15 protein-coding genes are annotated in these 13,349 nt (G+C 71.6%); 7 read left to right on the top strand and 8 right to left on the bottom strand.

Features of this window, described 5'->3' with window-relative positions; all coding sequences use genetic code 11:
• Position 1 precedes the first annotated feature (1 nt).
• Positions 2 to 1,372, bottom strand: a complete 1,371-nt coding sequence (locus tag ACFT2C_RS13190) for an MFS transporter (RefSeq protein ID WP_377207516.1) — start codon at positions 1,370 to 1,372, stop codon at positions 2 to 4.
• A 285-nt stretch (positions 1,373 to 1,657) separates the two neighbouring features.
• Here ACFT2C_RS13190 and ACFT2C_RS13185 point away from each other — a divergent pair, with 285 nt between their 5' ends.
• Positions 1,658 to 2,203, top strand: coding sequence for a helix-turn-helix domain-containing protein (locus tag ACFT2C_RS13185; RefSeq protein ID WP_377207515.1), 546 nt, complete (start codon positions 1,658 to 1,660; stop codon positions 2,201 to 2,203).
• Positions 2,204 to 2,217: 14 nt separating this feature from the next.
• Here the strand turns inward: ACFT2C_RS13185 and ACFT2C_RS13180 are convergent, their stop codons facing one another.
• Positions 2,218 to 2,607: a VOC family protein gene (locus tag ACFT2C_RS13180; protein ID WP_377207514.1), complete on the bottom strand. Its 390-nt coding sequence runs from the start codon at positions 2,605 to 2,607 to the stop codon at positions 2,218 to 2,220.
• A 119-nt stretch (positions 2,608 to 2,726) separates the two neighbouring features.
• On the opposite strand from ACFT2C_RS13180, the gene glp reads away from it, so the two are divergent.
• From glp to ACFT2C_RS13150, 6 genes are all read left to right on the top strand, one after another.
• Complete coding sequence (gene glp, locus ACFT2C_RS13175) at positions 2,727 to 4,097, top strand: gephyrin-like molybdotransferase Glp (RefSeq protein ID WP_377207513.1); 1,371 nt, start codon at positions 2,727 to 2,729, stop codon at positions 4,095 to 4,097.
• A complete protein-coding gene (locus ACFT2C_RS13170; protein WP_377207512.1) occupies positions 4,094 to 4,744 on the top strand; it encodes a molybdenum cofactor guanylyltransferase in 651 nt (216 codons plus the stop codon). Before glp ends, ACFT2C_RS13170 begins: the two co-directional genes overlap by 4 nt.
• Before the next feature lie 27 nt (positions 4,745 to 4,771).
• Positions 4,772 to 5,032, top strand: a complete 261-nt coding sequence (locus ACFT2C_RS13165) for a DUF6457 domain-containing protein (protein WP_377207511.1) — start codon at positions 4,772 to 4,774, stop codon at positions 5,030 to 5,032.
• A gap of 38 nt (positions 5,033 to 5,070) precedes the next feature.
• The gene (locus ACFT2C_RS13160; protein WP_377207510.1) at positions 5,071 to 5,619 is read left to right on the top strand and encodes a methylated-DNA--[protein]-cysteine S-methyltransferase; all 549 of its coding nucleotides are present in this window, start codon (positions 5,071 to 5,073) and stop codon (positions 5,617 to 5,619) included.
• 53 nt (positions 5,620 to 5,672) lie between these two features.
• Positions 5,673 to 7,229: a UDP-N-acetylglucosamine 1-carboxyvinyltransferase gene (locus ACFT2C_RS13155; RefSeq protein WP_377207546.1), complete on the top strand. Its 1,557-nt coding sequence runs from the start codon at positions 5,673 to 5,675 to the stop codon at positions 7,227 to 7,229.
• Positions 7,230 to 7,374: 145 nt separating this feature from the next.
• Positions 7,375 to 10,059: a DEAD/DEAH box helicase gene (locus ACFT2C_RS13150; protein WP_377207509.1), complete on the top strand. Its 2,685-nt coding sequence runs from the start codon at positions 7,375 to 7,377 to the stop codon at positions 10,057 to 10,059.
• Between the two features lie 29 nt (positions 10,060 to 10,088).
• On the opposite strand, the gene ACFT2C_RS13145 is transcribed toward ACFT2C_RS13150, so the two are convergent.
• Genes ACFT2C_RS13145 through ACFT2C_RS13120 form a run of 6 tightly spaced genes read right to left on the bottom strand, consistent with a single transcriptional unit; the run spans position 10,089 to position 13,281 of the window.
• Entirely contained in the window at positions 10,089 to 10,322 is a 234-nt protein-coding gene (locus ACFT2C_RS13145; RefSeq protein ID WP_377207508.1) for a helix-turn-helix transcriptional regulator, read from the bottom strand.
• A 3-nt stretch (positions 10,323 to 10,325) separates the two neighbouring features.
• A complete protein-coding gene (locus ACFT2C_RS13140; RefSeq protein WP_377207507.1) occupies positions 10,326 to 11,192 on the bottom strand; it encodes an ABC transporter permease in 867 nt (288 codons plus the stop codon).
• Positions 11,189 to 12,169, bottom strand: coding sequence for an ABC transporter ATP-binding protein (locus ACFT2C_RS13135; RefSeq protein WP_377207506.1), 981 nt, complete (start codon positions 12,167 to 12,169; stop codon positions 11,189 to 11,191). Before ACFT2C_RS13135 ends, ACFT2C_RS13140 begins: the two co-directional genes overlap by 4 nt.
• A 54-nt stretch (positions 12,170 to 12,223) precedes the next feature.
• Positions 12,224 to 12,706, bottom strand: a complete 483-nt coding sequence (locus tag ACFT2C_RS13130; protein ID WP_377207545.1) for an Rv3654c family TadE-like protein — start codon at positions 12,704 to 12,706, stop codon at positions 12,224 to 12,226.
• Positions 12,707 to 12,714: 8 nt separating this feature from the next.
• Complete coding sequence (locus ACFT2C_RS13125) at positions 12,715 to 13,059, bottom strand: TadE family type IV pilus minor pilin (RefSeq protein WP_377207505.1); 345 nt, start codon at positions 13,057 to 13,059, stop codon at positions 12,715 to 12,717.
• 3 nt (positions 13,060 to 13,062) lie between these two features.
• Entirely contained in the window at positions 13,063 to 13,281 is a 219-nt protein-coding gene (locus tag ACFT2C_RS13120; protein WP_377207504.1) for a DUF4244 domain-containing protein, read from the bottom strand.
• Between the last annotated feature and the right edge of the window lie 68 nt (positions 13,282 to 13,349).

The following is a 13,349-nucleotide window of genomic DNA, read 5'->3' as shown; positions in this document are numbered from 1 at the left end:
CTCAGACCCGCGCCTCGGCCATGGCGCCGCGGCCGTACACGAACCAGGTGGTGGCGGCCATGACCACGTAGGCGCCGATGAACACCCACAGGGCCGGGACGAGCGACCCGGCGATCGTGGTGGACATCGCGAACCCGCGCGGGATGAGGAACCCGCCGAACGCGCCCACCGCACCCGCGATGCCGATGCAGCCGGCAGCGGCCTTCAGCGTGCCGCCCGAGACCCGGAAGACCGCCGGGATCATGCGGTAGACCGACCCGTTGCCGATGCCGGTGGCGACGAACAGCAGCAGGAAGGAGCCGAAGAACAGGGGGAAGCTGTGGGAGCCGAGCGCGTAGATCGCGCCGAGGGTGCCGATCGTCATCACGGAGAAGGCGGCGATGGTGACGCGGACGCCGCCGATCTTGTCGGAGAGGATGCCGCCGAGCGGACGGGACACCGAGCCCACGAGGGCGCCCATGAACGCGATCGAGAGCGTCATCTCCGGGAACTGGCCCTTGAGCAGCGTCGGGAACGCGCCGGAGAACCCGATGAACGAGCCGAAGGTGCCGATGTAGATGAACGAGATGATCCACGTGTTGCGGTCACGGACAGCGACGCCGAACGAGCGGGGGTCCGCCTTCGCGGTGCTGAGGTTGTCCATGTAGCGCCACGCCAGGAACGCGGCCAGCAGGACGAACGGGATGAAGATCAGGCCGGCACGCTCGAGCGAGACGCCCGCGGCCGTGACGATGATGAGCGGGACCACGAGCTGCACGGCCGCGGTGCCGAGGTTGCCGCCCGCGGCGTTCCAGCCGAGCGCCGCACCCTTCTCCTTCTCCGGGTAGAAGAACGAGATGTTGGCCATCGACGAGGCGAAGTTGCCGCCGCCGAGGCCGGCGAGCGCCGCGACGCCGACCATCACCAGGAAGGGGGTCTGCGGGTTCTGCACCACGATGGCGAGCGCGCTCACCGGCAGCAGGAGCAGCAGCGCCGAGACGATCGTCCAGTTGCGGCCACCGAAGAGGGGCACCGCGAACGTGTAGGGGATGCGGAGCGTGGCGCCGACGAGGCTCGGGACCGCGATGAGCCAGAACATCTGGTCGACGCTGAGCGTGAAGCCGGCGGCCGGCAGCTGCGGCACGACGATCGACCACAGGGCCCACGCTGCGAAGCCGAGGAACTCGGCGAAGATCGAGGCGATCAGGTTGCGGCGGGCGATCTTCTTGCCGCCGTCGTGCCAGAGGGTCTCGTCCTCCGGGTCCCAGTTCTCGATCCAGCGGCCGGTGTGGCGCTGGATGGCCGACGTGGGTGCCGCGGTCTCGGCAGCTGCCGAGCCTGCGGTCCCGCTCGGGGTCTCGGTCTGGTCGTCGCGTGTTGTCGGAGTGGACATGGGAGTCCTCCCTAAATCGGGGGAGTATGCCCGAACGACGCCGGGCGTGCCCAGACCGACAGGTGCCGAATCCGGGGCCGGCCCGACGTCGGACCGACGTGCATGAACCTAGGGAGGCGGTGTTTCATCGCCCAACAAAGAGCAGTTAATCGACCGTAAGGAAGAACGCACAGCGGGGCGGGTCCTCGTGTGAGGGGCTGCCGCTGGTTGCCCGCGGCACCGGGATGGTGATCGGGCCACGCGACACGCGTGGCAGTTTCGACTTTTTCGACTTACGGTGGGGTCATGTCGACGATCGATGAGAACACGATCACGCCGTCCGTGGAGGACCTGGAGGCTTTGACTCAGGTCGGCGCGCTCCTCGCGGAGCCTGGCCACCTGTCGCTCCACACCGAAAGTGGCGAGGCCGTGGATCTACCGGAGCAGCTCCGTCGTCTGCTCGACTCCGCGACCCGATCCCTGCGGACGGGAAGCTCGGTCACGATCGTGGATCACGCGCGCATGCTCTCGACCCAGGAGGCGGCGGACATCCTCGGGATCTCTCGCCCGACACTGGTCAAGCTGCTGGAATCGGGCCAGATCCCGTTCACGAAGGTCAACTCGTATCGGCGCGTGGCGATGCAGGACCTGATCGGATACCGGGCCGCACAGCGATCTCAGCGTCGACTCGCAGTGGAAGAGTCGATCAATACGAACGCCATGGAGGGCGCTGCGGTGTCCGACGCCTGGCGGACTGATTCGATCGCCTACGTCAACGGCGATATCGACGCCAAGGAGATGGTTCGTCGCACGCGGGCGCGGTACGACGAGGCAGTCTCCGAGCGGCGTTAACCATCGCGACCGCGTCACTGGATCGGCGTCAGGACCTCCACGCGGTTGCCCGCGCCGTCGAAGGCGTGGAAGCGCTCGTAGCCATCAAAGGTGTGGCGGTCCTTCCAGGTGATCTCGAACCCGAGCTCTTCGAGGCGGGAGCCGATGGACTCGAGGTGGGCCACGTCGTCGGCGACGAGGGCGGGGTGGGCCTTGAGGGCGGGAGCGAACGGGTCCTGGACGCCGACATGGATCTCGGCGGTCGTCCGGCCCTCCTGGTCGAAGTCGCGGAACCAGCAGAGAGCCCGGCCCGCGAGACCCTCGGGCCTCGGGACCTCGGTCAGGCCGAGGCCGTCGGCGTAGAAGCGGCGGGCGGCGTCCTCGCCGCCGGGCGGGCAGGTGACCTGCACATGGTGAAGCCTCATGGCCGTAACCCTCCCCAGCGGATATCTTGATGTCAAGAGATCTCGCGCTCACAGGAATCGACGCCTTACTGTGAGACACAGGAAATCCCGTTCGAACGCGGCTCGCCTAGCGTCGTCTCATGGAGTCCAGGTTGCGGAGCGTCACCGAGCACGTCGAGCGCGTGCTCGCGCTCGTCGCACCGCTGCCCGCGGTCTCCCTGGATCTCGGCGATGCCTACGGTTCGGTGCTCGCAGAGGATCTGTACGCCGCCGTCTCCGTCCCGCCCTTCGAGAGCGCAGCGATGGACGGATACGCAGTGCGGCTCGCTGACCTGCCGGCCGGAGGCGGGCCGGTGACGCTCCAGGTGACCGGCGACGTCGCCGCCGGCCCGAGTGAGGTCGCCGGGATCGGGCCGGGGCAGGCCGTGCGGATCATGACCGGTGCACCCCTCCCGCCCGGGGCGGACGCCGTGATCCCCGTGGAGCACACCTCGACCGGCCGGTTCGTCGCGGGCGCGCCCCGGGCGGAAGATTCGGTCACGCTCGCCCGGCGGCCCCGGCCGCACGTCCGGCGCGCCGGTGAGGACGTCCGCTCGGGGGACCTGCTCGCACACGCCGGGACAGAGGTGACGGCCGCGCTGGTCGGTGCGCTGGCGGCGTCGGGCACGGTCCGCGTTCCTGTCCGACGCCGGCCGCTGGTCGCCGTGATCTCGACCGGCTCGGAGCTGGTGCCGGTGGGCGGGACGCTCGGGCCGGGCCAGATCACGGACTCCAACGGGCCGATGCTCGCGGCGGCAGCGCGGGCGGCCGGTGCCGACGTCGTCCGGCTCGGGCCGGTGTCCGACGATCCGGCGGCCCTGCGCGCGGCGCTCGACGCGGCGGCGCTTGGGGCTGGGGGAGGGTCGCGTGTCGACCTGATCGTGACCGCCGGAGGTGTGTCGGCCGGCGCTGCGGACGTGGTGCGGGAGGTCCTGGCGGCGCCGTCGCCCGGGGCCGGGGACCGGGCCAGGACCGGCGCGACCGACGTCGACGTCGCCACCGTCGCCATGTCCCCCGGCAAGCCGCAGGCCCTGGCTCGCTGGCACGGCGTGCCGTGGCTCGCGCTGCCGGGCAATCCGGTCGGGGCGTACGCGTCGTTCGAGCTGTTCGCGCGGCCGGCGATCGACCGGCTCCGCGGAGAGGACCTCTCGGGGAGACACCACCTCCGGGGGGTGTGTTGCTCCGGGTCGACAGCGTCTACCCAGAGCAACACACTCCGCGGGGTGCCACTCGCCGCCGCTGCACGTTGGTCCGGTTCGCCCGGGCGGCTCCTCGTCGTCCCGGTCCGGCTGGTTCCCCTTCCCGACGGCGACGCCACGGACGGCACTGTCGCCGACTCCTTCGGCGTCGTGCCCACTGGCTCCCACCACGCCCTGTCCGCGCTCGCGACGGCCGACGGCCTGGCCCTCGTCCCGCCCGACGTCGAGAAGGTCAGTGCCGGCGACCTGGTCCAGGTGCTGATGCTCCGATGACGGCGCGGCTGCGCGAGATCGTGTACGACGCCGTGGTCCTCGCCGGCGGCCGGGCCACGCGCCTGGACGGCACGTCCAAGGCAGGCCTTGTCGTCGACGGCGCGCGGCTGCTCGACCGCGCGCTCTCCGCGAGTGCGCGGGCCCGTCGAGTGGTGGTGGTGGGACCCCAGGAACTTGCGGGTGCGCTGCCGGTTCGCGATCCGGCGTCGGGCTACTCCGGCCCGGCACCAGGCCTGACCAGGGAGGACCCGCCGTTCGGCGGGCCGGTCGCCGGACTTGCCGCCGGCTTGCGCGCCCTGCCCGACCCTGCCGCACCGTGGGTGCTGCTGCTCGCCGTGGACGTGCCGCGCGCGGCCCGGGCGATCAGACTCCTGGAGCAGGCAGTTTCACGTGAACCCGTGGACGGTGCCTACCTGGTGCGCGACCGTCGGGCCCAGTGGCTCGTGGGGCTGTACCGCCGCGCGGCCCTCGACGCCGCCCTTGACGGGGTCGAGACCGACGGTGCGCCGATGAAGCACCTGGTCGGCGTGCTCCGCTGCGTCGAGGTCCCGGACCGGGCAGGCTGGAGCGACGACATCGACACCCCCGCCGACGCGGCCCGCCTCGGTGCCCGGGTCACCGGCCGGGGACCTGACCGAGACCGCTGACCAGCGGAGAACCCGAGAGGACGCGAGATGGCAGAGCTCGACAGCTGGGTGCAGGCCCTGGAGGCCGAGCTCGGCCTTCCCCCGGGGACTGTGGACGTCGGGGCGGTGCTCGACCTCGCGCGCGACGCCGCGCACGCCGTCGCCCGGCCGGCCGCGCCGGTCACCACCTACGCCGTGGGCTACGCGGAGGGTCTCGCCGCAGCCGGGGCCATGGCCGCGAAGGCGAGCGGTGGGCCGGACGCCGCAGAGAAGGCAAGCGACCTCGCGGCGCGCTGGGTCACCGACTGACCGGCTCTATGTCGGTGAGCCCGCCTATCGTGTGGCCCATGGACCGGAACAGGCTCGAGTTCGCGGTGATCCCGACGGCGATCGGCGAGTGCGCCCTCGTCTGGAACCAGGACGCGGAGATCGTCGGCTCGGCGCTGCCACATGGCAGCGCCGACCAGGTGCGCGGCGCCGTGCGCGGCTGGTACCCCGGCGCCGTCGAGGCTCCGCCCGCCCCGGTCGCACCAGCGGTCACCGCGCTGACCCGCCTGCTCGACGACGGCGTCGGGGACCTCGCGGAGGTCCCGCTGAACATGAGCGCCGTGCCCGACTTCGACCGCCGGGTGTACGAGATCGTGCGCGCCATCCCACCCGGGGAGACCCGCACGTACGGCGAGGTCGCGGCGGAGCTGGGCGCGCCCGGAGCGGCCCAGGCCGTGGGCCAGGCGATGGGCCGCAACCCGTTCCCGCCGATCGTGCCGTGCCATCGCGTGCTGGCGGCGGGCCGCCGCATCGGCGGGTTCTCGGCCCGCGGCGGCCCGCGCACCAAGCTGCGCATGCTGGAGAAGGAGGGCGTCTACCTGGAGCAGCCCACGCTCTTCGACCTGTGACCAGCCTTACGCGTGCCTCTATCTCATATATGAGTTACGGTCGTGTTGTGACTATCGCGAGCACAGAACGCCCACTGACCGGATCGATCCCCGCCGTCGGCGCCGCCCAGGTCGGCGCACTGGTCCGAGGGGCCCGGCAACATCGCGGGCTCACTCAGGCTCAGCTCGCCGAGCGGCTCAACACGAGCCAGAGCGCCGTGCACCGGATCGAGCAGGGGGCACAGAATCTCAGCCTTGAGATGATCGGCCGCATCAGCGCCGCTCTCGACTCCGAGCTGATCACCGTCGGCGTGCCCAAGCGTACGCACCTGCGCGTCGACGGTGGGCACCAGCTCTCCGGACGGATCGAGGTGAACTCGTCCAAGAACGGCGCTGTGGCCCTGCTGTGCGCTTCGCTGCTCAACCATGGTCGGACGGTGCTGCGCAACGTCGCCCGGATCGTCGAGGTGGATCGCATCCTCGACGTGCTGCGCTCCATCGGGGTGCGCGCCACGTGGGCGCCGAACGGGCGTGACCTCGAGATCGTCCGGCCTGAGTCGCTCGACCTGGCGGCCATCGACGTCGACGCAGCAGTGCGAACGCGTTCGATCATCATGTTCTTCGGCCCGCTGCTGGGGCTCGAGCCGGCCTTCGAGCTTCCGTATGCCGGTGGCTGCGACCTCGGTACCCGTACCGTCGAGCCGCACATGATCGCGCTGCGCCCGTTCGGGCTCGACGTCACCGCGACGGCCGGCCATTACCAGGCGCGGGTCACGCCCGGCAGCGGCGACCTGTCGATCGTCCTCACCGAGCGGGGCGACACCGTGACCGAGAACGCGCTGATGGCGGCCGCGGGCCGCGACGGCGTGACGACCATCCGCAACGCCAGCCCCAACTACATGGTCCAGGACCTGTGCTTCTACCTGGAGCTGCTGGGCGTGCGGATCGAGGGCATCGGCACCACCACCCTGCGCGTCAAGGGCCGCACCAGGTTCGAGAACGACGTCGAGTACACGGTCTCCGAGGACCCGGTCGAGGCGATGAGCCTGCTGACGGCCGGCATCGTGACCGGATCCGAGATCACGGTCGCGCGGGTGCCGATCGAGTTCATGGAGATCGAGCTCGCCACGCTCGCCGAGATGGGCCAGAAGTACACCCTCAGCCCGGAGTACGTGGCCTACAACGGGCGCACCCGGCTGGTCGACGTCACAGTCCACCCGAGTGAGCTGCGCGCGCCGATCGACAAGATCCACCCGATGCCGTTCCCGGGTCTGAACATCGACAACCTGCCGTTCTTCGCCGTGATCGCGGCGCGGGCCACCGGCAGCACGCTCATCCACGACTGGGTCTACGAGAACCGGGCCATCCACCTCACGGACCTGACCCGCCTCGGCGCGGACGTGCGGCTGATGGACGCCCACCGGCTCCAGATCAACGGTCCGACGCGCTGGCGTGGCGCCGAGGTGAGCTGCCCGCCGGCCCTGCGGCCGGCCGTGGTCATCCTCCTCGGGATGCTCGCGTCCACCGGGACGTCGGTACTTCGCGACGTTGACATCATCGCCCGCGGCTACGAGCAGCTGGCCGAACGCCTCATCGAGCTCGGGGCGCGGATCGAGACCTTCCGCGACTGAGTTGGTCCGGGGCTGCTGACGAGGCCCGGAGGGCTTGCTCGGCCGAGAGGGGTAACGCAGGGATCGCACCGTTCCCTCAGCGTTACCCCCTCGGCCGGATAGGTCTTTCCGGGGGAGTGTCGGTCCGGGTGGGAGACTGTCCAGCGTGCCCGACGTCTCCACCCACCCCCTCCTCGACGTGCTCCTCGCCGGTGGCGCGCGCGCCGAGCGGCTGACGGCGTCGCGCGTCTTTCCGGAGCGGACGGCGGAGCACGCCGACTGGCCGCGCTGGGCGGACGCGACAGTGGTGCAGGGGTACCGGCGGCTCGGCGTCGAGCGGCCGTGGACGCACCAGGCCGTGGCAGCCGACCTCGTCCATCGGGGCCGGCACACCGCGCTGGCGACGTCGACCGGATCGGGCAAGTCGCTGGCGTTCTGGCTGCCCGCGCTGTCCGCCGTCCGGACCGCCGCGGCCGCCGCGACGCTCGATCCCGGGAACATCCAGTCGGCGCACGTCCGTCCCACGACCATCTACCTCAGCCCCACCAAGGCGCTGGCCGCCGACCAGCTCAGCGCGCTCGAGCGCGTCCTCGAAGCGGCCGGCACGCGGGACGTGCGCGTCGCCACGTGCGACGGCGACACCTCGCGCGAGGAGCGCTCCTGGGTGCAGGACCACGCCGACGTCGTCCTCACCAACCCGGACTTTCTGCACTATGCCCTGCTGCCGAACCATCGTCGCTGGTCGCGGCTCCTGAAGGGCCTGCGGTACGTCGTCGTCGACGAGGGGCACGCCTACCGCGGCGTCTTCGGCGCACACGTCTCGCTGGTGCTGCGGCGGCTCGCGCGCCTCGCGGCGCACTACGGGGAGGGCTCGCCCACATTCGTCGTCGCCTCGGCGACGACGGCGGAGCCCGCCGTCAGCGCGGCCCGCCTCATCGGCGTCGCGCCCGACGACGTCACAGCCGTCACCGCGGACACCTCACCGTCCGGACGCCGCACCGTCGTGCTGTGGCAGCCGCCCGAGATCGTCGGCTGGCGTCCGCCCGCCGGGGGCGACGCCGCCGGGGCCGGCGGCCCTCACCGAGATCGGTCCGGCGATGAGCCGACCTCGATGCGACGGGCCGACCTCAGCGAACCGGACCCATGGGCGCTGCCTGCCGCTGCGCCTGAGCCCGACTCCTGGGCGCCGCCGGCAACGGAGCCTGACCCGGAGGCCGAGGCCGTCGCCGCCGAGACCCCGCCGGAGCACCCGCGCCGGTCCGCCACCGCCGAGGTCGCCGACCTGCTCGCCGACCTCGCCTCGGCCGGCGCCCGAAGCCTGGCGTTCACCCGGTCGCGGCGCGGCGCGGAGTCGGTGGCCCAGCAGGCCCGCGACCACCTGCGCCGCTCCGCGCCGGACGCAGCGCGCCGGATCGCCGCCTACCGCGGCGGCTATCTCCCGGAGGAGCGCCGCGAGCTGGAGCAGGCGCTCCGCACCGGCGAGCTGCTCGGCCTCGCGACGACCAACGCGCTGGAGCTGGGCGTGGACATCTCCGGCCTGGACGCGGTGCTCATCGCCGGCTGGCCGGGCACGCGCATGTCGCTGTGGCAGCAGGCGGGGCGCGCCGGGCGCGCGGGAGCGGATGGTCTGATCGCGTTCGTCGCGCGCGAGGACCCGCTCGACACCTACCTCGTGACGCACCCCGAGGCCGTGTTCGACGCACCGCTCGAGGCCACGGTGTTCGACCCCGCGAACCCGCACGTGCTGGCGCCGCACCTGTGCGCGGCGGCCCAGGAGTCGCCGTTGCGGTCCGAGGACCTCGCGGCGTTCGGCGATCCCGCCCACGTCCGCGGGATCCTGGACGTGCTGGTCGCCCGGGGTGCGCTCCGGCGTCGGACGTCCGGGTGGTACTGGACCCACCACCAGGGCGCCGCCGGGCTCACCGACCTGCGCGGGGCGGGCGGTTCCCCCGTGCGCGTGATCGAGCAGGGCACGGGGCGCATGCTCGGCACGGTCGACGCGGCGTCGGCGGACGGCCAGGTGCACGACGGCGCCGTCTACGTGCACCAGGGCACCACCTACGTGGTGGCGCACCTCGACCTGGCCGACCACACCGCCGTCGTGCAGCGACGCCGGCTCGACTACGGGACGTGGTCCCGGTCGGTCATGTCGGTGGCCATCGAGGGATGGGACTCCGGGGACGAGGAGGCGGACGGCGCCGTCGCCCCCGAGGGCGCGGACGGCCCCGGCCACGACCTGGTCACCCGGGAGTGGGGGCCGGTCACCTGGGGCCTCGGGGCGGTCGAGGTGACGTCGCAGGTGGTGAGCTTCCAACGACGACGTGTCCCGGACATGCAGGTGCTCGGGACGGAGCAGCTCGAGCTGCCCGAGCACACGCTCGGCACGGTGGCCGTGTGGTGGTCGGTACCCGAGTTCGTGCTGCGCGCCGCCGACATCTCCCCCGAGCAGACGCCGGGCGCGCTGCACGCCGCGGAGCACGCGTCGATCGGGCTGCTGCCGCTGCTGGCGACGTGCGACCGCTGGGACCTCGGCGGGGTGTCGACCGAGCTGCACCCGGACACCGGCGAGGCCACCGTGTTCGTGTACGACGCGTACCCGGGCGGCGCCGGCTTCGCGGAACGGGCCTACGACCTGGGCGCGACGTGGCTCCGGGCCACCCGCGACGCGATAGCAGCCTGCCCCTGCGTCGACGGGTGCCCGGCATGCGTGCAGTCGCCGAAGTGCGGCTCGTACAACGCGCCCCTCGACAAGGCGGCGGCGGTCCGGCTGCTCGACGCCGTCCTGTCGCATGCCCCGCAAGCTGACGATCTGGTTGTGGGCGAGATCGTTGCGCCTAAAACGGACACATAGTCGCAACGGTCGCGCCCACAACCACGGGGTCAGTCGCCCAGGCGTTTGAAAGGGGTCGTCGAGAAGACGACCTCGACGGCGACGTCGAAGTACTCGGCGATCCTCAGCGCCAGGAACAGCGACGGGCTGTACTCGCCCCGCTCGAGGTACCCGACGGTCTGGTAGTGCACCCCGAGCGCCTCCGCCAGCTCGCGCCGCGAGATGCCGCGCTCGGCGCGGAGCATCGCTATGCGGTTGTGGACGACGTCGGACTGCTCCCCCACCACTCACCATCCCTTGGTCATGTGACGCTCCCGCGCCGCGGCCACCGTGGAGCCCGACTCCCGGCGGGCCATCCTGCGGAGCACGATGGGCGCGAGCACCATACCCACGGCTGCCCAGGCGCCGAGCACCGCGAACATCTCGGGCGTGCGCCACGAATCGCCGATCTCGGCCGTGACCATGCTCTGCGGGAGCATCGCCGACCGGGCGCCCAGCCCGAGCCAGTAGAACGGGAATGCCTGTCCAACCCACTGCAGCCACTCGGGAAGCGCCGTGATCGGGTAGAAGATCCCCGAGGGCGCGATCAGCAGCATGGATACCAGGAGCATCAGCCCCGACTGTGACGACGACTTGAACAGCGACCCGAGCGTGACGCTGATCGGAACCGTGGCGATCATCCCGACGAGGAAGATGAGGACCAGCAGGAGCCAGGTACGGGCGTCCAGGCGCAGGTCCCCCGCGACCGTGACAGCCGGGATGATCAGCGCGATCAGACTCACCAGCGTGGTCAGCGCGAACATCAGGATCTTGCCGACGAGATAGCCGACCATCCCGTTGGGCGTCGCCTTCGCCCGCAGCAGGGTGCCGTCCTCCCGGTCGACGGAGATGGTGCCGGCCGGACCAGTCAGCCCGCCGAATGCTATCGACATGCCGACGAGGCTCGGCAGCACCATGGCGCCCAGAGCGAAGTCGGTGCCGGGCACGGTGCTGCCCCGCATGAACAGGAGCACGACGACGTAGATGATGGGGAACGCCAGGGTCCAGACGAAGTCGTTGGGCTCCCGGATCGAGTACTTGGTCTCGAGCCAGCCTCGGGAGAGCCCTGCACGCACGGCGACCCATCGCGCGTCGGAACGGGTGGTCGTGGTCATGACTGCACTTCCTCGGTCTGCTCGGTCCGCTCGGTCCGCTCGGTGCGGGTCGTCTCCGTGTGGTCCGCCTGGTCTGTCTCGGCCTTGTGGACGAGCGACATGTAGGTGTCCTCGAGGCTGGCCCGCTTGACCTCGAGCTCGGTGGCGCCCGGGTCGCCCGCCAACAGCTCCCGGACGAACCCGGTGGGGTCACCCTGCGCCACGGCATGAACGTGCCGACGGCCCTCGGATGTCCAGCGCACCTCCGCCTGGGTGGTCAGCGCGCGCGCCAGCTGGTCCGGGGAACCGTTGGCGATGATCGTGCCCTCGTCGAGCACGAGGATCCGGTCGGCCAGCTTCTCGGCCTCATCCAGGTCGTGCGTGGTGAGCATGACCGTCGTGTTCTCGAAGTCTGCAAGGCGGTGTACCAGGTCGTGGAACTCCCGCCGCGCGTGCGGGTCGAAGCCCGCCGTCGGCTCGTCGAGGAACACGACCTCCGGCCGGCCGACGATCCCGATCGCCACGTCGAGGCGCCGCCGCTGCCCGCCCGACAGCGTCTGCACCTTGGCCTTCGCATGTTCCGTGAGGCCAACGACGTCCATGAGCTCCTCCACGTCCCATGGCCGCGGCACCTCCGCGGTCCCGTAGGGGCTGTAGAACCGAGCGAGGTATCCGAGCAGCTCCCGCACCCGCCACCTGCCGTGATCACGCCACGACTGGAGCACGACACCCAAGCGCGCGCGCCACGCCTCGTCACCATGTGCCGGGTCCTTCCCGAGCACCGAGACCTCGCCGGCCGACCGCATGCGGAAGCCCTCAAGGATCTCGATGGTGGTGGTCTTACCCGCGCCGTTGGGCCCGAGCAGGGCGAGGACCTCGCCCCGTTGCGCCACGAACGACACCCCCGTGAGCACGTCCTTCGTCCCGTACCGCATCCGTAGGTCCCGCACGTCGAGCGCCAGGTCGCCCGACGGCGGAGGCGCATGCTGAGCATCCATCGCATCCTCCGTACTTTTCATAGCAGTGATACTACGAGTGGTAGCGAACACATGTCATCCCATTTCCGCTCCGGATCGTGACGCCTCTCCCACCCGGGGCCCTGCCCGTGCGGACGCTCGCGCCGAACCCAGTGCACCGTCGAACGCCCCGCCCACCCCGGCTGGGGTCCGCGTCGCCACCACGCGCACCACACCTCCGCCGAGCACCTCGCACGACGCGACCTCGGCACCGTTACGCGCCACGGCGGCGCTCGCCGTCCGGCACGGATCGAATCCGTCACGCAGGGCGGTGGCGCCGGCGAGCGCGCCGAGATCCGCTGCCGTCTGCGCCGCTCCGCGGGCGTTCTGAGCGGCGCCGAGCGCCGCGATCCCGACCGCGAGCAGCAGGACCGCGGCGATGATCCCCAGGATCAGGACCGTGCCCGCACCACGCTCCGGGTCACGCCGCCCGGATTCACACGGTCCGGATTCACACAGTCCGGATCCACGCCGTCCAGGGCCGCGGCGCGCCGAGTCTCGCGAGCGCCAGTAACGCACCGCAGGCCTCACGGCTCCACCCAGGCCGCCGCCGTACCTGTGGCCCGCAGCGGGCCGGACAACCAGCCGCCGGCCACCGGCCGCGTGACGGTCACCCGCACCCACTCGCCCTCGTGGGCCAGCGACAGCTCGGCCTCCGGCCCGCCGACACGCGCCACGACCGCGCCCACGGCCGACTCCTGTTCTCCGATCGCCACCGCCCGCGCCCCCGCACGGGCCGCGTCCAGGGCGCGCATCTGCGCCGTGGACGCGGCCGCGAGGGTGAGCACGGCGACGAGGACCACCACCACGACGGGCAGCCCGAGGGCCAGCTCCGCCGTGACGGAGCCTCGTTCCGACTCACGATCCGCCATGGGTCAGCCGATCGAGAGCGCCGACTGGATCAGCGACGTGAGCATCCCCTTCACGTCACCGCCCTTGAGGATCGCCATCAGCACGCCTGCGAAGCCTGCCGCCGCGATCGTCACTATCGCGTACTCGGCCGTGGCCAGGCCTCGCTCCGACTCGCGGTCGTCGGCCTCCGTCTGCGGCCTGTCCTCCGGTTCGGGGCAGGCCACCGCCGTCGTCATCGTCATATCTCCTCCTTCTCCGCCCGTGTCCGGGCCTTCTGGCCCGCACACAGGCCCCGTACGGCTCGCCGTGA

It is taken from the genome of Promicromonospora sp. NPDC057138 (genome assembly GCF_042670845.1).
Lineage (GTDB): Bacteria > Actinomycetota > Actinomycetes > Actinomycetales > Cellulomonadaceae > Promicromonospora.
Note: the sequence above shows the minus strand (reverse complement) of the source record. Positions and strands in the feature narration are given on the sequence as shown.